General features: G+C 30.5%; 17 protein-coding genes and 1 pseudogene. 8 read left to right on the forward strand and 10 right to left on the reverse strand.

Annotated features, from left to right (window positions below; genetic code table 11):
- Position 1: 1 nt before the first annotated feature.
- From Q0P94_RS04665 to Q0P94_RS04675, 3 genes are all read left to right on the forward strand, one after another.
- Positions 2 to 2,503, forward strand: coding sequence for a U32 family peptidase (locus Q0P94_RS04665; RefSeq protein ID WP_295114262.1), 2,502 nt, complete (start codon positions 2 to 4; stop codon positions 2,501 to 2,503).
- Positions 2,503 to 4,932 (forward strand): U32 family peptidase, encoded by a 2,430-nt coding sequence (locus Q0P94_RS04670; protein ID WP_295114264.1) that lies wholly within the window; start codon positions 2,503 to 2,505, stop codon positions 4,930 to 4,932. The genes Q0P94_RS04665 and Q0P94_RS04670 overlap by 1 nt, the downstream gene beginning before the upstream one ends.
- Before the next feature lie 78 nt (positions 4,933 to 5,010).
- On the forward strand, positions 5,011 to 6,936 hold the full coding sequence (locus Q0P94_RS04675; RefSeq protein ID WP_295114266.1) for an endonuclease MutS2: 1,926 nt from the start codon (positions 5,011 to 5,013) through the stop codon (positions 6,934 to 6,936).
- Between the two features lie 115 nt (positions 6,937 to 7,051).
- Here Q0P94_RS04675 and Q0P94_RS04680 read toward each other — a convergent pair whose 3' ends face one another.
- Positions 7,052 to 7,474 carry a hypothetical protein gene (locus Q0P94_RS04680; RefSeq protein ID WP_295114268.1) on the reverse strand — a complete coding sequence of 141 codons (423 nt, stop codon included), beginning with the start codon at positions 7,472 to 7,474 and terminating at the stop codon, positions 7,052 to 7,054.
- Between the two features lie 249 nt (positions 7,475 to 7,723).
- On the reverse strand, positions 7,724 to 8,029 hold the full coding sequence (locus tag Q0P94_RS04685) for a hypothetical protein (protein WP_295114270.1): 306 nt from the start codon (positions 8,027 to 8,029) through the stop codon (positions 7,724 to 7,726).
- A 476-nt stretch (positions 8,030 to 8,505) separates the two neighbouring features.
- Here Q0P94_RS04685 and Q0P94_RS04690 point away from each other — a divergent pair, with 476 nt between their 5' ends.
- Positions 8,506 to 10,173 carry an AarF/ABC1/UbiB kinase family protein gene (locus Q0P94_RS04690; protein WP_295114272.1) on the forward strand — a complete coding sequence of 556 codons (1,668 nt, stop codon included), beginning with the start codon at positions 8,506 to 8,508 and terminating at the stop codon, positions 10,171 to 10,173.
- 740 nt (positions 10,174 to 10,913) lie between these two features.
- Here Q0P94_RS04690 and Q0P94_RS04695 read toward each other — a convergent pair.
- The 5 genes from Q0P94_RS04695 to Q0P94_RS04715 form a co-directional block, all read right to left on the reverse strand.
- Positions 10,914 to 11,573, reverse strand: a complete 660-nt coding sequence (locus Q0P94_RS04695) for a hypothetical protein (protein ID WP_295114274.1) — start codon at positions 11,571 to 11,573, stop codon at positions 10,914 to 10,916.
- Positions 11,574 to 11,612: 39 nt separating this feature from the next.
- Positions 11,613 to 12,341, reverse strand: a complete 729-nt coding sequence (locus Q0P94_RS04700) for an Ig-like domain-containing protein (protein WP_295114276.1) — start codon at positions 12,339 to 12,341, stop codon at positions 11,613 to 11,615.
- 55 nt (positions 12,342 to 12,396) lie between these two features.
- Entirely contained in the window at positions 12,397 to 12,666 is a 270-nt protein-coding gene (locus tag Q0P94_RS04705; protein WP_295114277.1) for a hypothetical protein, read from the reverse strand.
- A gap of 171 nt (positions 12,667 to 12,837) precedes the next feature.
- Entirely contained in the window at positions 12,838 to 13,731 is an 894-nt protein-coding gene (locus tag Q0P94_RS04710; RefSeq protein ID WP_295114279.1) for a phosphatase PAP2 family protein, read from the reverse strand.
- Between the two features lie 208 nt (positions 13,732 to 13,939).
- Positions 13,940 to 14,176 (reverse strand): hypothetical protein, encoded by a 237-nt coding sequence (locus Q0P94_RS04715; protein ID WP_295114281.1) that lies wholly within the window; start codon positions 14,174 to 14,176, stop codon positions 13,940 to 13,942.
- A gap of 109 nt (positions 14,177 to 14,285) precedes the next feature.
- Here Q0P94_RS04715 and Q0P94_RS04720 point away from each other — a divergent pair, with 109 nt between their 5' ends.
- The 4 genes from Q0P94_RS04720 (at position 14,286) to Q0P94_RS04735 (ending at position 17,558) form a co-directional block, all read left to right on the forward strand.
- Positions 14,286 to 15,047: a metallophosphoesterase gene (locus tag Q0P94_RS04720; protein ID WP_295114283.1), complete on the forward strand. Its 762-nt coding sequence runs from the start codon at positions 14,286 to 14,288 to the stop codon at positions 15,045 to 15,047.
- Positions 15,048 to 15,787: 740 nt separating this feature from the next.
- Complete coding sequence (locus Q0P94_RS04725; protein ID WP_295114285.1) at positions 15,788 to 16,861, forward strand: heparan-alpha-glucosaminide N-acetyltransferase domain-containing protein; 1,074 nt, start codon at positions 15,788 to 15,790, stop codon at positions 16,859 to 16,861.
- A 117-nt stretch (positions 16,862 to 16,978) separates the two neighbouring features.
- Positions 16,979 to 17,137, forward strand: coding sequence for a hypothetical protein (locus Q0P94_RS10510; protein WP_367270202.1), 159 nt, complete (start codon positions 16,979 to 16,981; stop codon positions 17,135 to 17,137).
- 46 nt (positions 17,138 to 17,183) lie between these two features.
- The gene (locus tag Q0P94_RS04735; protein WP_295114289.1) at positions 17,184 to 17,558 is read left to right on the forward strand and encodes a carbon starvation CstA family protein; all 375 of its coding nucleotides are present in this window, start codon (positions 17,184 to 17,186) and stop codon (positions 17,556 to 17,558) included.
- Positions 17,559 to 18,011: 453 nt separating this feature from the next.
- Here Q0P94_RS04735 and Q0P94_RS04740 read toward each other — a convergent pair whose 3' ends face one another.
- The 3 genes and pseudogenes from Q0P94_RS04740 to Q0P94_RS04750 all read right to left on the reverse strand — a co-directional run.
- Entirely contained in the window at positions 18,012 to 18,281 is a 270-nt protein-coding gene (locus Q0P94_RS04740; protein ID WP_367270203.1) for a DUF86 domain-containing protein, read from the reverse strand.
- Between the two features lie 53 nt (positions 18,282 to 18,334).
- A complete protein-coding gene (locus tag Q0P94_RS04745; RefSeq protein WP_058738610.1) occupies positions 18,335 to 18,631 on the reverse strand; it encodes a nucleotidyltransferase family protein in 297 nt (98 codons plus the stop codon).
- A gap of 109 nt (positions 18,632 to 18,740) precedes the next feature.
- Positions 18,741 to 19,082: pseudogene (locus tag Q0P94_RS04750) on the reverse strand (transglutaminase domain-containing protein); the annotation flags it as partial.

The raw sequence follows: 19,082 nt of genomic DNA on the forward strand, positions 1-19,082 counted from the left end.
AATGGTTTTAGAAGAATTATTAGCCCCGGCGGGTTCATATGATGTATTGGTTATTGCAGTTAATGCCGGCGCAGATGCAGTTTATTTGGCTGGTCAACAGTACGGTGCAAGAGCATATGCCAAAAATTTTACAATGGATGAAATTGAAAAAGCAGTTAATTATGCCCATTTAAATGGTGCAAAAGTCCATGTAACAGTAAATACTCTGATAAACAATTTTGAAATTGTTGATGTGATGAAATACTTATTTAACTTATACAAAATAGGTGTGGATGCAGTTATTGTACAGGATTTTGGTTTAATATGGCTTTTAAAAAGATTCATACCGGATTTGGAAGTTCATGCATCAACACAAATGGGGCTGAACAATTACAGTTCCATCAAATGGGCTTCAAAAAACAATATAAAAAGAGTAGTTCTTCCAAGAGAAGTCAATATCAAACAAATTGAAAAAATTCACAATAAGCTTAAAAAAGATAATATTGACATGGATATTGAAGTATTCGGACACGGTGCATTATGTTATTGTGTCAGCGGAAAATGTTATATGTCTTCATATAACAGCGGAAGAAGCGGAAACCGTGGGGCCTGTGCCCAACCATGCAGACGAGAATATCGCTTAAAATACAGAGGATACAATATTGGAAATGGTTACCTTCTGTCGACTCATGACCTTGCAACTTACAATCATTTAAAAGAAATTTCAGATGCAGGAGTTAAATCTCTAAAATTGGAAGGGAGAATGAAATCTGGAGATTACATCGGAACAATCGTTAACAGTTACCGCAATCTGATAGACGGCAACGAAGGAGATTACAAAAAAGACCTGCACCTTGTTTTTAACAGACAGTTTACCGACGGATATATAATGGGCGACCAACCTGGAGAAGTAATGGGAAGAGGTCATTCAGGACATGAAGGATTATACATAGGAGATATTGTCGATATTGAAGGCACCAAAGTTACAATTGAAATAAAGAATAAAGAAATTCCAGTTATTTTAGAACCTGGTGACGGAATCGCTTTTAAATACAATGGAAAAATTAAAGGAATTTATCTGGAGGATATCGTAAAACAGGACGAAAATGAAATCATCATAAACACTACACGCCTTGTTAAAGTAGGAACTGAAGTTTTCATCAGTTACTCCAAATCAACACATGAATATCTAAAACAATTTGAAAAGGAAAACATTAAAAACAATGTTGCCCTCAGCTTATCCATGACATGGGATGAAAACTTAAACCTATTCACCAAAGTGGAATATTATTTAGATGATGAACTGATTAATTTCAGACATAAGACTATAGGTAAATTCGAAAAAGCTAAAAATAAACCTGTGACAGAAGAAATCATAGAAAAACAGCTTAAAAAGACTGGAGGAACACCATTTTATATTGAAACAGTCCGATTCAATAACATGCCAAAGGACATTTTTATACCTATCCGTGAAATCAATCAAATCAGACGTGAAATTCTTGATACAGCTACTGAGTTTTTAATTAATCATTACACACCAACTAAAAAATCCGTGAAAGCAGTTCGTAAAGATTTGACTAAATTCTATGAGGATTATGACAAACTCAAAGGAAAAAACAAAAACAAAACGCCGAAATTGTCATTATTCATAGACGACATTTCACAAATCAGAGCCGCATCAGGCTTTGACCTTAAAAGAATATACTTCGACGGCAACTGCCATTACAATAATCCCAATGATTACTTTAATAATATAAAAGAAACCTTGAAAAAAGGCAGCCTGATGTCATCTCCAACTGAATTCGTTTGGGTTTTATCTTCATTCATATCTGAAAATGAAGCAGTGAAATGCAGTGAAATTGTTAAGGAGCTTGAAAATGAAGGAATAATAATTTCAGTGATGGGTGATTTTCCGGGAATGAGTGAAATATTTGAATGTCCTATTTATGGAAATCACAATTTAAATGTATGGAACAGCTTTTGTGTGCGTAACTTAAACGAAGCAGGTTTCAAATCATTGATTATATCATCTGAACTTTCAGGCAGAGAAATAAAAGAATTGATAAATAAAACACCAGACAGAAATATTGACCTTGAGATGATTGTTAATGGAAACTTGGAAGTGATTGTGAGTAAAGATGATTTTACCAATTTAAATGACGGTAAAGACTTTATTATATCCAACGATGCTGATTATGCTACATTAGAAGATAAAAAAAGAAAAAAATTCAAATATAAAATATTTTTCGATTACAACAAGCAAAGCCACATCATCAACAAAGACTGCCTGTGCCTAATTGAAGAAATCAATGAAATTAAAGAATTTGGCTTGGATTCACTGATTCTAGACTGCAGATACTCAAATGAAAAATACACTTCACAGATATTGTCAATTTATAATGAAAGCCTCAGGAACAAAAATCAGGAAGAATTAACAGAATATAAATACCGGATTATGGATTTCTCACAATCCTACATCAACAAAGGTAATTATATTGAAGGAAGATTGCACGAGGACAAATAATGAGAATTCCAGAGTTACTTGCACCAGTAGGATCAATGGACCATTTGAAGGTAGCGATAAATGCGGGAGCCAGTTCCGTTTATCTTTCAGGAAAAGACTATGGTGCCCGCAAGTTTGCACAAAACTTTTCATTAAATGAAATTGATGAAGCAGTAAACATAGCCCACACACATAATGTTAAGGTTTATGTTACAGTCAACACATTAATTAAACAGGATGAACTTGAAGATGTCATTAATTATTTGGCTAACCTATATTCGATGGGAGTAGATGCTGTTTTAGTCCAGGATTTAGGTTTGGTGGAACTCATCAACAGATACCTGCCAAATCTTAAAGTTCATGCATCCACCCAAATGACCTGCGAAAACCAGCACAAAATAGAATATCTGGAAAGCAAAGGAATTAAAAGAATTGTTTTACCTCGCGAGATGAGAAAAGATGAAATTCAAAATCTTAAAACAGATATGGAACTTGAAATTTTTGTACATGGCGCTTTATGCTATTCATACTCCGGCCAATGCCTGATGAGCAGTTTTAAAGGTGGCAGAAGTGGCAACAGAGGAACATGTGCCCAACCATGCAGACAAAAATACAAAGTTTCAGGAATAAAAAAAGAAGATTATTACCTGTCCCCATGCGATTTGAATTTATTTGAAAAGTTAAAAGAAATCGCAGATTTAAATATTTCCTGCATTAAAATTGAAGGCCGGATGAGAAATAAGGAGTATCTGGCAATTGTCGTCAGTAACTACCGAAAAGCATTGAATAAGTTAAAAAGCGGGAAAGAAATGGAAAGTGAAGAACTTTCTTTAGTATTCAATCGAGGTTTTATCCCAGGACAATTTGAGAAAACCTCAAAAAGAAGTTTAAGAGCCGGGCACGTGGGATTAAAAATAGGTAAAGTAATAGATTCACAAAAAAACCAAATCGCAATAAAAATAAACGATTCAATAAATAATATTCCAACAAAAGGAGATGGATTATTACTTATTAAAAATAATAATGATTACGGATTTGAAATTTCTCAAAATCCAACTTTAACAACACTTAATCATTATAAAAAAGGAAAAAACAAGCAAGTTAAGGATTTGACTCGAAAAGATAAAGTTTTGATTGTTAAAAAAGTATGGCAGAATAAAAAAAGCAATTTTAATTTAACTGACAGCACGGTTTATTTAACAAAGAAAAACAGTTTAATTAAAAAAGCTCATGAAATTGAAAACAAAGGACACAGCTATGTAAAATCCAAACTGATTTTAACATTTTCCGTTAAAAATAAATTTCCACATCTTAAAGGAAGACTTACACTAGCAAATAAAAGAGAAATAGAATGCGAAGTCAGAGGAAAAACTCCTTTTGAAAAACCACTTAAAAAAAGCGTAACACGAGAAATTATAGAAAAGCAATTATCAAAAATTGATAACTACCCTTATCAGATTACCCAAATCAACATTAACTATGATGGAACTCTATTCATTCCAATAAGCAAAATCAATGAACTTCGGAGAAATCTGTTTAAAAAATTAGAAAATGAATCAATTAATTTATACAAACATAAATCAAAGCACATCAACCTAAAATTGAAAGAAAGTAAAAAAATCAATGAAGCACCAAATATATCATTTTATACAAACAGTTTAGAACATCTCAAACTCCTGGATAATGTAAACCGAGTTTATTTGGAAATTCCTCCAGAATACGATAATTTGGAAATCCACCACACTGAGAATTACAATCTAAATTACATGATTAGTTTTTTAAAAGAAGCTTTTGAAATTGCACAAACAAAAGATTACGAACTAATCTGGAAATGGCCAGACATTACCCATGACAAATTAATTAAAGTTTTAAATAAAGTTAGAGGCATATTGAATAAGATGCACTACAGTCTTCCAATTATGGCAGGCTCATTTAAAGGAGATTATGGACCTTATTCACTGAACATTACAAATACTCAAAGCATCAATATCCTTGAAAACTATAAAATATTAACAGTATCACCAGAATTAACAAAAAAAGATTATGAAGACCTAATTAAATACTGTGAATGCCCAAATAAAGTTGAAATACTTGTTCAAGGAGCTGTCGAATTAATGAAAACACGCTATCTTCTGCTTTATGCAAAAGAATTGAAACAATTAAAAAACAATTCCGAAAATTACCTTATTGACAGAAAAAATAAAAGATATCCAATTCACAAAAGTCTTTCAGGCGAAGAGCTAATAATATTTAACTTTGAAGACCTTTCACTGCTGAAAGACATTACTCATCTAAAAAACATTGGTTTTATGAATTTTTCAATAGATGGGCGATGGAGAGATAATGCATATTGTAATGTAGTTAATGTATATAAATCAGCACTTGAAGGTAAAATTAATGAAAAAGAGCTGGAAAAATATAGTTTTGAAAATACATTGGGAAACTATTAACATTACTTTTCAAATGCTCTTGGAAATATCGAATAATATATTAAATTATAATAATATACTAAAAGGGGTTTGGTAAAAATGCAAGGGGAAAGAATAACATTGCAAAATATAAAAGGAATAGGAGATAAAATCTCTGAAAAAATCATTAATAGTGTTGGAGGGGAAGAGGAACTTCATAAAATCGTTGCCAATGTTGATGTTGAAAAAATTGCAAACATTGAAGGCATCAGTCAAAGAAAAGCGATTGAAATAATGAACCAATTATTAAATAATCCCCAATATGAGTTTATCAAAAGTGACCGGGCAATGGAAATATATGAAGACATAATAAACAAAATCATTTCTTACTCAAACACAAATTATTCCAAAAACCGAATTCTGTTACTTTCCCCATCAAAAGACATCGGAAAAATAAACTCCCGTTTAGATTTTGTAATGTCTGCAAAAGAACATGTCTCACAACTCCCAATTATCAAATTAAGAGGTTTGATGAAAAACTTAAAAGAAGTTGAAGAGGCAAAACCGGAATATGATCCAAGTAAAGTCATACTCGTTGAAAGTGCTGAGGACAATTCTTACCTCACCGATTTAGGACTGAACCAATATTATCCAATTATTACTGCTAATGATTCCCCGCTGCTTCAAGAAGAAATGAGGAATTATGATTTAGTATTTTATGTTTATTCACAAGGAATACTTGATTTTGAAGGAATGCCAAATGTCATCATGATTAGCATTGATGATAATGACTATGAAATAGTTCCTGAAAAAATTATTAACTTTTTTATTCAAAATAAAGATTTATTTTCAAGAGTTCATGAAATTCAAAAGATTAGAAACAAAGATAGTGTATTGGGAGAAATAATTCCCATTATCAATGAATTGAATATCATTGACAAAAGAGAAGTGGACATTGAAGACCTTGTACTTTCACTTAAAGATGAGATGGATGAAGAGTTGGAAAAATCAATTAAACAAGTTGATCTAGAGGGAGATGAAATACTCAATTTATTAAATAACAATTTCCCCCCAAAGATTAGTAAAATTTTTGATGAAATTATCAATAAACGAAAAGAAATTATCAGAGAAAAAACAGGTCTGAGTTTTGACCCATACCTTAGAACATACCCCATCCAAATCGACGAAAGTGAAATCGAAAGGGTGACTTTAGAACAGTCTTCTAAAAAAGAAAATGATATTTATGATATTAAAAAAAGTGCCGCAATTGAATTGAACTCCATTAAAAAAAGAGCAATTGAAGAAGTTGAAGACACAATAAAATTTGACTATGAATTTAGTCTAGGTAGTTTTGCATACGAATATGATTTGTGCAGACCAAAATTTAGCGATGAAATCAGATTGAATGGAGCACTACATTTAGAGTTAGCACTTAAAAAAGACAAGGATTACATCCAAAAAATTGACTATCAACTTACCAAAAATGAAAATATTGCTCTTTTAACAGGAGCCAACAGCGGAGGAAAAACAACCCTTCTTGAAACATTGACACAGATTCAAATAATGGCCCAAATGGGACTTCCCGTAAGTGCCGAGGCATGTGAAATAAAAATTGCCGATGAAATTTATCATTTCTCTAAAAAAAGATCCCTTGATGCAGGGGCTTTCGAATCATTCTTAAATGTATTCATTCCAATTGTCACAACAAAAAGTGAGAAGCTAGTATTGCTTGATGAACTTGAAGGAATTACCGAACTTGATGCAGCTGTTAAAATCATTTCAACATTTATTGATATGATTAAAGAGTCCAATTCATACGGAATTATAGTTACACATATGGCAAGAGAAATAATGAATTATACTGACATTAGAGTAGATGGAATTGAAGCGAAAGGATTGGATGAAGATTATAATTTAATAGTTGATAGAACACCTAAAATGAATTTTTTTGCTAAAAGTACACCCGAATTGATTCTGAAAAGAATTTATGAAAAATCAGATGATAATTTAAAAGTAGTGTATGCAAGAATATTAGAAAAATTCTAAAAAAATACCAGATATAATAAAAATGTAAAAAATTCAATTACTTGAAATTTAAAAAAAAAAATTGAAAAAAGCAAGAATATAAAATTCTGCTTTCAAATTAAAAAGTCAATAATATTTATTTTCTTCTTCTTATAACAACTACTGCACCAATAATTGCAATTACAATTATTAAAATTAATATTGGATTACCAGTAGCTAACATGTTTTGAAGAGGATTAGCAGTGGCATTAGTTGCATTTTGAGCAGTCTGATTAGCAACAGTACCATTTGTTGCATTTTGAGCTGTCTGATTTGCTGCAGTTGCATTTTCTAAAGTTTCATTATATTGGCTACCAGCCCAACCACCATCATCAGCATAGTTACTTCCAGCATAACCACCATTTTCTTCACTTTCGTTGTATTGGCTACCAGCCCAACCACCATCATCAACATAGTTACTTCCTGCATAACCACCGTCATCTTCTGCGCAAACAATTCCCGCAGAGACAATTACACAAAATATTGCGAGTAAAATTAATAATTTTTTTGAAAGATCCATGATAATCACCAAATTATATGATAATAATTGTGTTAATTGAAAAGAACACAACTTTTTACATGTAGTAATTAGATATGCGAAAGAAAATATATAAATTTTTTCGAATGCAAGTACATACTCACATCTAAAAATTATCTAATCAACAATTTAAAATGAAAAAAACTAAAACAAACATAACTGTCAAATTATGACAATAACAAAAAAAGTTAGAGATGTAAATTAACATCTGCATCTGCATTCTCAAATTAATTAGAATGCAACAGGTTTAACATTATTGTTTTTATTAAATTGAGTTAATTTAGACATTAAATTGCTGCCATTTATATTACTGCTATCTTTTGCCCAAACTGCAACAATGTATTCTTCACCGTTGACTTTTACAACTTCACTGACTCCATGGGTTGCGTGGTCATAATCTTTGAAGTTTGCAGAGTTGTCTGAGTTTTTATCAATTTTCATGTCGTCATCAGGGAAAATGTACTCCCTACCATCATGATGAATAACATTGTCAAAAATATCATCATTTACAACATCACCATATACATCATCGTTCACGTTTTTGAAAATTAAAATTCCCCGTTTTGGTTGCCGTCAGCGTATACTGAGTAATAGTCACTACTATATACATTTTTGTATGTTTGATCTACTTTGAAATTATTTACTGATGCAGCACAGGCTCCATCTATTAAAAGTGCTGAAATCAATATTTAAAAATCATCTGTCAGATGATTTAAACATTAAAAGATTAATTAATGAAAATTCCAACAACAACTTTTGTCTTAAAAGTTTATTGATATTTATTTATCCCAAAAACAGACTTTAAATCCTCAGTCAAATCATCTGAAAATAAAATTAACCTGTAATAGATACATATACTGTTGAATATCTTCATTGTTATTGCTTAATGAATTTAAAGAATTTCAATTAACTACAAACCAATTTAAACATGAAAAAATTAGAAACAATAAATTAAGTTGAGAGCATGTGAAAATTCTAAAAAAATATATGTTACTTAAGACTATTTTTTATTAATGAAAGTTAAAACCAGCAGCAGAAACGATAACCTAAAAAGATTAAATGAAATTTATAAAGTTTTGAAAAAAAATGATTTCGGATATTTAATCGAAGAAAACACTTTTTTTAAAAAATTTCCTTTTTTAAGAAATTATAAGCTTTCAAAACAGGAAGGATTTGATGAAACTCCAGATGAATCCATCCCATTAAGAATTAGGAAAGTGCTGGAAGAATTAGGTCCTGCTTATATTAAACTGGGTCAAATGTTAAGTACCAGACCCGACCTTGTTGGAAAAGATATTGCCGAAGAGCTGGAAAAACTTAGAGATAATACACCAGTCACACCATTTGACGAAATAAAAGAAGTAATCGAATCGGAACTTGGAAAACCAATGAAAGAGATTTACATCAATATTGATGAAACTCCCATAGGTTCCGCATCAATTGGACAGGTATATAAAGCAAGATTAAGAAAAACCAATGAAAAAGTTGCAATCAAAGTCCAAAAACCTAATTCACGCGAAATCATTGAAAATGATATTAAAATAATGAAATTCCTTGTAAAAAGAATTGATAAATACCTCACAATAATAAGACCTCTCAATCTGCCGGTGATGGTTAGTGAATTTGAAAGATCCATCATGAAAGAAATTAATTTCCTGGAAGAAGTAATGAATATGCAAAATCTTTCAAATAACTTTAAAGGTTCATCATATATCAAAATACCAAAAGCATATACTGAGTACTGCAGTGAAAAAGTAATTACAATGGAGCTGATAGATGGAATTGAAGTTACAAACCTTCTCCAGAAAGATTACAAAAACATTGACAAGAAAAAAATTGCCAATTACGGAGTCAAATCATATTTCAAACAGGTAATGATAGACGGATTTTTCCATGCAGACCCTCACCCTGGAAATTTGATTGTGACAAAAGACAATAAGCTTTGTTACATAGACATGGGAATGATGGGAATATTAAATGAAGGATTTAAAGAAAATCTGGCAGAGTTAATATTGCTTTTAATCAGTAAAAATTCCAACGACATTGCCAAACAGCTAATTTACATGAACATAATAACACCCTCACAAAATACTGACGAACTGAAAGCGGACATAGACGACTTATTTAATCTTTATTATGGTGCTGAGTTAAAACAAATGGACGGATTAATTGAAGATTTGGTCAATGTAATGATTAAACATGATGTTGTGCTTCCTAGAGAATTTATAATGATCGGAAGAGGAATAACATTAATTGAAGATACCGGTAAAAAATTAGACCCTACATTCAATGCAGCGGCAGAACTGAAGAAATTATCTAGAAAAATTGTTATAAATAAATATAAACCTGAAAGACTTGCAAAAGTAAGTTTAAATTATCTGTTGCAACTCGAACATTTAGCAAAGGATTTGCCAGACACCATAAATAGCACCATAAACAAGATTGAAGAGGGAGAAATCGAAGTAAAACTAAAACACCAAGGAATCAATGAAATTATTCACCAGCTTTCAGTATCATTAGTTTTAGCTGCAATGATTATTGGATCTTCCCTTGCAATGTATTCAGATAAAGGATTTGAAATATTTGGACTACCACTCATAGGACTTGTAGGATTTATATTCAGTGCAGTTCTTGGCGCATATCTTGTGTTACAGTACATAATGTCAAAAAAAGAAAGTTAGTTTTTAAATCAATTAAAGAAACTATTAATTGGACAAATATTTCAAGAAATTATCCAAATATTATCATTTACCCATGTTTTATTAAAACTTTTAGAATAATATATGTATTTTCACATTTATTCATATTTGCCAACATTTCAGTTCCGCCACCACCAAAATCTATGAACATGAAGACAGTCCCCTCCTGCAAGATACATGGCAGAAATGTAATAAAAAATTTTAAAAAAATAATCGCCCTTTAAGAGATTGAAAGGACTTATGAAAAATAGGTATAAAAAGAAAAAAAGGTTTAATATTATGCATCGGCATACAATAAACCAATAGCCCTAAGTACATAAACAACACCCGAAGAGATAAATATACAAAATATTGAAAGTAAAGCCAATATTTTTTTAAAAAATCAGTAATGAATTAAAAATAACACGACACATATAAATAAAGCCAGCATATAAAGTTTTAGAACATGACAATACATCTACAGTACGAATATATTTTAAATAGAAATATGCTACAAATAATCAAAAATACAGACAAAGTAAATCATTTAAAATATTTAAGAACAACAAAACAATATTTCTAAAAACAAACAGTAATATTGAATTAATTAATTTGAAAGTATTTTCGCCATCCATAAAATCAAAATGCAGCGATTAAAAATAAAAAACCTCAAAATGCAATGAATATAGCAATCCAAATGAAAGAAATTGATCTGAAAATAAAAAAAAGATAGTGAGATTTATTTAATCCCACGAGTTACATGTTATAATTACTTTTTTAGTTGCTCCAAGATATGAATTGTCTCCTTTAAATTGTATAGCTGCAATGAATCTGGCTTTTTTGGTTAATTTAGTAATCTTAAAGATTGCCTTACCATTAGCATCTGTTTTTGCACTGTAAACAATACCATTAACCTTCAAAGTCACACTAACATTCTTAATGGCCTTTTTATTATAATCTTTAAATATCACTGCATATTGTTTAACTTTCAAAGTTGTTTTGAAAACCTGATTCTTAGCATAAATTAAAGATTTAACTTTTACAACTCTGACTTTAGCAGTGGTTGTAGATTTAGCATATTTACTATTGCCAAAGAATGTTACAGTAGCAGTATATAACTTTGGAGTCAAACCGACAGTGGTTAATTTAGCCTGACCATTGTCATTTGTAGTTACAACATTAGTTTTACCATTAATTTCAATGGAAACCTTCTGACCAGCCAACAAAACACCATTTTCATCTTTTACGATAACAAGAATATTCCTACCTGCATCATTATACAAAACATTGAAATTCAGTGCAAAAAGAACTGTTTTTAAAACAGCACCCACGTTAAATTTACCTTCAGTTGAATTAATGTTATACTTATCATCACCCAGATAAGTAGCAGTGAAATTATACATGCCGTCAGGCAGTACGCCAGCATATCTTGCAGTACCGTTTTAAACTTTAAGATAAACACTGTTTCCATTAATGCTCAATTCGACTAAACCCTGAGCATCATCCTCAACATTGACTGTAATGTTCACATTATTACCCTGAGTAACCAGAAGCACTGAAATAAAAGTATCCTTCTTGACAAGAACTGATAACTCAAATTCTTTTGAAGTAACATTAGCATTAAATTTAGCATCACCTAAATAAGTTGTAACAACAGTGTAACTACCGGCAGCTAAAACATCTTCAAGAATTGCTTTACCCCCAACAACATCAGCATACAAAGTGTATTCTTCAACACCAGATACAACAAATTTTACAAGACCTGTAGCGGCAGAATCAACATTAACAGTGAAAGTAACATTATTTCCAACAGTACCAACATTTAAATTAATTGGAGTGTTTTCTTTAACCGGATCAACAACAGTGAATAAAACTTTAGTACTGTTAGGATTGAAATCATCACCACCCAAATATGTCAAATCAGCATGATAACTTCCAGCCCCCAGATTAGTAATTAAAGACCCGACACCATTAGTTAACTCAATATTAACTATAGCATTATCCAATTTAATTTTAACAAAACCAGTAGCAGTAGAATCAACACTAACACCAATAGTTACACGATAACCATTTACTTTTACACGGGCACTAATTGGAGTGTCCTTTTTAACATGACCGACAACAGTAAAATCACTAGAAGTAATATTGGAGTTGAATCTTAAATCGCCCATGTAAATAACACTTACTGTGTAATTGCCCGTAGTTAAGACATCATCAAGAATTGCTTTACCATGTTACGTCAACATATAAATTGTATTCTTCTGCACCTGAAACAACAAATTTTACAAGACCAGTGGCATCCGGATTAACATTAACTGTAAATGTTACATTGTTTTCAACAGATTTAACGTCTAAAACTATTGAAGTATTTTCTTTAGATGGCTCAACAATAGTGAATGAGAATTTAGTACTGTTAATATTAAAGTTATCATCACCGAGATAAGTTAAATTAACATCATAACTACCATAATGTAAATTAGTAACTAAAGTTCCCACACCATTATTCAATTCTATATTAAATACAGTATCATCATATTTAACAGCAACAAAACCTGTTGCGTTAGAATCAACAACACTGGATTTTAAAAAAAATAAATAAAATTAACACTATGTTGGCGCATTTAAACCAGAACAATTCAAAAAAAGTAAATTAGATGAATAGAATAATCATCCATTCTTATCAATCTTTTTAAAGGCTAAAGGATATACAGCAAGTATTATAAATGTGAATAAAGAATACTTGATACAATCAATTAACTCGCCGCCGCCTGCAAGTTTTGGAATTAATCCAAAAAGCAATGCAAACAATATTAATGCGCCCACAAATCTGACTATTGCATCCCTTTTGCTTTTAGGGTTTTCAAAGTTAACGTATTTTTCCTCAAAAAGAAAACCTAATGAAATACCTGAAGCCAATGCCACATATTTAATATAACTAATTACAGGACAGAATACAATTCCCAAAATAGACAATACGACAATACCCAAATAGAGATATGCTCTGTTCTCAATTCTATCAAAAATATAGGACAATATTAATATTATCACCAAAGCAATGATGAAACCTGCAATAGTGTCTGTCGGAAAGTGCACACCCAATCCTACTCTTGAAAGTGCAACAATCAAAACTCCTATTAAACCAATAGCAACATAAGGAATATTCCTAATATATATTGGAATGGCCAAAAACAAGTTGGTTGCCATCATAGAATGCCCACTTGGAAGAGAATATCCCTGAATTTTAAAGTCCAAAGGATTCTGACCCGGTACATTGGCATAAATACACTTGATTTTATCTACGACGGCATATGGTCGTAACCGTGCAACTGTCACTTTAATAAATTCACAGCACACTCCAGCCACACATAATGAAAGCAATGTGAATTTACCCCAATCCTTGTTGTATACCAAATAAACTGAAATAAATATAAATGCAAGGACATTTTTAGAAACAACATTCGCTACAACTTTAAAGAAACCCAATACAAAATCCGGCAGGGAGCTTTGCAGGAATAAAATCAGATAAATTTCCCATGGAAAATAAAAAACTGTTCCAAACATAGTGTTACATATATGTTATATTTAATAAAAAGATTACTATAAATGAGAACTCTTTCAAAAGCGTTGCTGATTTAAAATTTCTTATAAACATTGATTTTAAAACAGTTCATATGCTACAAAAACTGAAAATAGAAAATGTTATAACAACAATAAATCAGAAATATGGAATAGATAATATGAACCACCTCCATTTTTTTACATTAGGTTATTATCCCCAATATCTGCCAATAGGAATCATTTTTGGAATCGTCATTGGAATATATTCATTTTTTAGAGTGAAATATGCTTTTAATGACTCCAAATTATCTAAAAACAAAATATTAATTAGTACCGTAATTTCCATATTCGCATTCCTATGCTGTTTGAATATATGGTCAAATGCTGCAATATACACATTATACATATTTTTATGCTCGTTATTTGCAGACATCCTAAGATTAATCATAAAATACCCTCTTAAAGACAGATATTTAAACTTCATACCGAAAATTCATAAAAAAGGTGGGCTAGCATTAATCTTTTTCATAATTATAATCATAATCGGAGCATATGGGATGAACCATATTGATCAAACAGAATACAATATGACAACACAAAAAATAGGCAATGATTCATATAAAGTAATATTCATCAGTGACACACACTATGGAACTGTCCAAAATCCCCAATTGCTTAATGACTCAATTTCAAGAATTAATGATATGAAACCCGATATTGTTGTTTTAGGTGGGGATATTGTTGATGAAAGAACAAGCAATTCTGAAATGAAGGAAGTGTTTAAAGAGTTAAGTAGAATAAACTCAACATACGGTACATATTACATATTTGGAAATCACGACACGCAACCTTCACAAACAGATTATGAAAATGGGAACAGAACATTTACAGACATTGAATTAAATCAAACAATCAATAAAAATGGAATAAGAATACTGAATGATGATAAAACAACAATTAATGAAGATATAGTTCTTGTTGGAAGAAGTGACGCTGAATGGGATGGAGCTGCAGATAGAACAAATGTTAGTGAAATATTAAATGAAAGTGATTTGTCAAAATATGTGATAGTTGCAGACCATCAGCCTTTAGAAGGAATGGAAAATTCAAAATTAGGTGTTGATTTGCAAGTTTCAGGCCATACCCACGGAGGACAAGTATTCCCATATAAAGAAATGATAGAACTTACAGGAACCAATACTTATGGAGAATATGGCTTTGGAGATATGAAACAAATAGTGTCTTCCGGATTTACCGGATGGGGATGGGGAATTAGAAATGAAGCAAAATGCGAATACGTGTTAATTAACATTAATTAACACTACCACACATTGAATAAGACATATTTGATATTTGCAGCACATTACTAATATATAAATATATTTTAAAAAAAAATTAATTTAAAGTTATTACAATCAACTGATAAATTATTGTGAAAGATTTTGCCCGTATACTATACAAAATATAATGTACTTTTAGCTCTACGCATTAATATTAGACTCCAAATTATATAAATTTTTAACTAAAATTTTACTTATAAAAAGTAATGAATAGAAAAATCGCATACTTGCTATTTTGTCTGACTTGATTAATAAAAAATTTCACATTTGAAGTAAATAACTTATTAAAATTTCATTACAAATAGCAATTACAAGAATAATTGTATACTTACCACATTCTTAACAAATAACGACAAAATTTTTTACAAAACATTAATCATCAACTTTAATCATCACCCAACTTGCTTTTTTTATTTTTAATTAAACTCGTTTAAATCCTGAAAATAAGTAATTAAAAGAACTTTAAAAAATTAATCATCAACCAAAAAACATGTTAATCAACAACTAGCCAATAATAATTTAAATTATGTGTGATATTATAATGTTTTATTGGACTGTTCGGAAATATCGAACTGTTAAAAAATGTTTTTTGTTTGAAATGAATCTTTCCTAATGAAGTATTCAAAAATATATTCTATAATTATATATCAAATAAAAATCAAAACATAATCATACTGAAAGTTGGGAAAACTATACTATTATTTTATGGGGTTTAAAAAATGAATTTCATAGCAGATAAAAAAGTTAATACTGGAAGACAAAAGGAATTGGATATTGCAAAAGCACTGGCAATTATTTTCATGATTTTTTGTCATGCAATAGTTTTTGCATCTTTTTCTAACATTTCAATTAGCCCAGGATTTGAATTGATTTTAAATCAGACTGTGGCAATCATTGCTGCACCTGTTTTCATGTTTTGTATGGGAATAGGCATCATTTACTCAAGACATAATCAATATGATCTTCTTATTAAAAGAGGCGTGGAATTATTGTTGATTGGATATTTTGTAAATATTGGAGAACAAATAATCCCAAATGTTTTAGGCCATATGTTAAATATGTCTAATACTCCGATTACATTATTGCCATTGTTTAAGGTCGATATTTTAATATTTGCTGGAGTTGCATTCACACTTATTGGAATTCTTAAAAGATTTAATATTTCTAATGAAAAAATGTTGATTCTGGCAATTGTATTTTCTATAATCGGAAGTTTTGTATGCTTTGTTGATTTTAATAATATCTTCTTAAACTATTTCTTCGGATATTTTATAGGAACCATCCTTCACCAATGTACGGCATTTCCATTATTCAATTGGTTTATCTTTCCAGTAGCAGGTATATTTTATGGAAGTTATTTCATTAGAGTCAAAGACAAATCCCAGTTCTTTAAATTATGGCCTGTATTTTTAATTATTCCATTAATATTTATTCTTTGTAATTTATCCCCCTCACCTGCAGGATCCATCTCTGATAATGCACGTGCATATTTTATCACAACCCTTGATGCAATAGTATGTATAATTCTAATTCATGGATTATTAGGTTTTTGTTGGAATATATCTAAATTTCTACCCGACATACCCATTAATGGATTTACCATGTTAAGTAAACACGTAACTGGAATTTATGTTGCTCAATGGTATTTTATCCCATTATTCATGACTTTTATCGAGTACTTTTATAAAGGCTTTGTATTCACTGATTCATCCATTACATTAATTAGCATATTTATATTAGTGATATCAACTCTTGCTGCACTATTATATAGTAAATATAAACCAACAAAATAGAAAAAACCACGGGATAAAATTTACGGGAAATTTTGAATTATCCCTTTTGATAGTTTCCGTTAGCTTTATTTGGTCTACAGCTTTTTATGGATTACTTTAGGTACAATTTTTATTGGTGTGACACATGATTTCTTCTCAGGATTCATGTCTTTAAGAAACGACAGATTTACAATGCCTGCAATTATCTTAAAGTACCTTGAAACAACAGCTAGACAATTTGTTGCATTTGTTACTATTATAACAGGAGTTCTTGGAGCTGCTGTTTTTTCAACATAATCTGTAGCATTAATCGGTAATTTAACAAGCATCCCAATCAATATTGATGACAAGGAGCCTACTTTTAAATTCCACATACCAGATTCTAGAATTTACAACACAAGGACTATACTCGACTGACAATGCAATATTTCCATTTTTATTTGTTACTAATGTATATGGCGCTATTTCCGGTGTTCATGCATCACAATCCCCTATCGTTGCCAGATGCATTAAGAATGAAAATGATGCGAGACACATATTTTTCGGAGCTATGGTTTTAGAGAGATTGACTGCTCTTTTCTGGGCTGCGATTGCATTGGCATTTTTCCACGAACAATCACAACTTGCAGTAATCTATGCGACAACCCCATCAGTTGTAGCAAATGATATGGTAACAGCATTGCTTGAACCAATTGGTGTATTTTTAGCAATCATATGAATTGTAGTTTGTCCAATTACCAGTGGACACTGCACTTAGAAGTTCAAGAATTACAATAAAAAAAATATCATTTTTATTTAGCTTTTTTTATTAATTTAGATTTCTTCTGTGAAAAGTACTGTTTCAAATGTGAAATCTTTATTTTTCTCAATCATGGACCCCCTAAGTTCTTCAGTTTTCAATGTAGCCCCCCAAATCACTGCAGGAATTAGATTTTTTTATATCATCAGCATTGATGTAAACTCCAACAGTTTTAGCCATACGATATAATCAATACTTGGTGTTTCCATTAAATAATTTTTCCATGTGATTTCACCATTCATTATAATGGATTAAAACTAAAATAAAATAATAATATTCATTTATAAATTTAAAAAACTTCTTAAAATGGATTTTGCCCGTATACTATACAAAATATTTATTATTTTTTTAATATTTGAATTGAAGATAACTTTAATGATAAAGAATTTTTTCTAAATATTCTTTAATTTCTGGAACATCATCATGCATAACTTCCCAAATTATATCATCAATTATATTTTCATAATTATGGGCAGTGACATTTCTCAATCCAATTAATTGACCCCATTCAATTCCATCATATTCTTCAAGAAATTCATCTGAAAATCTATTGGCAAATTCTCCCATTTGGATTATAACTAATGCACAAGCATCTTTATATAAACTGTCAGACATGTAAATTTCTTTATCATCATCATCGATTTAAATAATCAGCAATACGGCCACAATAGTCAATTATGGTTTCTGCACTTCTTTTATCTTTCTCGTTCATATAAAAGAACCTCCTCCTTGCTTATTGCTTCGAGAAATTTTTTATTTGAACTGCCTTTACTAACTACATCAACATGGCAATTAAATTCATCTTCCAAATCTTGGACTAAAGAAACATATTGCAGACCTTTCAAATCACCTTTATCCATTACAAAATCCAAATCACTATTTTCATTGGCCTCTTCCCGAGCGTAAGATCCGAAAAGACTAAAAGTACTTATACCATATTTAATTACAATTGGAATAACTCTTTTTCTAATATCATCAATAGTAAAAACCATGAAAAATCACCATAATGTAATGGTCGTTATTTAATCTTATAATTTTTATTAATAATAAACATTTTCAAAGTGCAACTTTATGAAAAAACACATATTAATGAAATTCTAACTAAAACTCAAAATCAGTTGTAAGCTCCAAGATATCCGCACTTTGCATCAGAATATTAACCAATCTTTCATCCAAATCTGCATGGTTATCATGATAGTCAATTTCACCAAGATCACTTCGGATTGTATAAGCCAAGCGTTCCTCATTCAAACTGAAAAATGCATTAATATTTTTCTTATTTCCTCGAGCATCAAGTCTGATCCACTTATCTAAATCCTTTATATACACAGTGTTTAAAGCATGAATCATATAACCTTCACTTGCATCATCCGCTCTTGTAAGCAACTGATAACTGATGCCTGATGGAATCTGATTTGCTCTTAGAAGTGCTGCAAGAAGACA

It is taken from the genome of uncultured Methanobrevibacter sp., assembly GCF_946184425.1.
Lineage (GTDB): Archaea > Methanobacteriota > Methanobacteria > Methanobacteriales > Methanobacteriaceae > Methanocatella.

Bases quoted from the DNA above. Each gene is read 5' to 3' on its own strand.
- Q0P94_RS04665 (WP_295114262.1), top strand. From the start codon at position 2: ATGGTTTTAGAAGAATTATTAGCCCCGGCGGGTTCATATGATGTATTG.
- Q0P94_RS04670 (WP_295114264.1), top strand. From the start codon at position 2,503: ATGAGAATTCCAGAGTTACTTGCACCAGTAGGATCAATGGACCATTTG.
- Q0P94_RS04675 (WP_295114266.1), top strand. From the start codon at position 5,011: ATGCAAGGGGAAAGAATAACATTGCAAAATATAAAAGGAATAGGAGAT.
- Q0P94_RS04680 (WP_295114268.1), bottom strand. From the start codon at position 7,474: ATGGATCTTTCAAAAAAATTATTAATTTTACTCGCAATATTTTGTGTA.
- Q0P94_RS04690 (WP_295114272.1), top strand. From the start codon at position 8,506: ATGAAAGTTAAAACCAGCAGCAGAAACGATAACCTAAAAAGATTAAAT.
- Q0P94_RS04695 (WP_295114274.1), bottom strand. From the start codon at position 11,573: ATGTATAATTTCACTGCTACTTATCTGGGTGATGATAAGTATAACATT.
- Q0P94_RS04700 (WP_295114276.1), bottom strand. From the start codon at position 12,341: ATGGGCGATTTAAGATTCAACTCCAATATTACTTCTAGTGATTTTACT.
- Q0P94_RS04710 (WP_295114279.1), bottom strand. From the start codon at position 13,731: ATGTTTGGAACAGTTTTTTATTTTCCATGGGAAATTTATCTGATTTTA.
- Q0P94_RS04715 (WP_295114281.1), bottom strand. From the start codon at position 14,176: ATGATTAATCTTAGGATGTCTGCAAATAACGAGCATAAAAATATGTAT.
- Q0P94_RS04720 (WP_295114283.1), top strand. From the start codon at position 14,286: ATGAACCATATTGATCAAACAGAATACAATATGACAACACAAAAAATA.
- Q0P94_RS04725 (WP_295114285.1), top strand. From the start codon at position 15,788: ATGAATTTCATAGCAGATAAAAAAGTTAATACTGGAAGACAAAAGGAA.
- Q0P94_RS04735 (WP_295114289.1), top strand. From the start codon at position 17,184: ATGACAAGGAGCCTACTTTTAAATTCCACATACCAGATTCTAGAATTT.
- Q0P94_RS04745 (WP_058738610.1), bottom strand. From the start codon at position 18,631: ATGGTTTTTACTATTGATGATATTAGAAAAAGAGTTATTCCAATTGTA.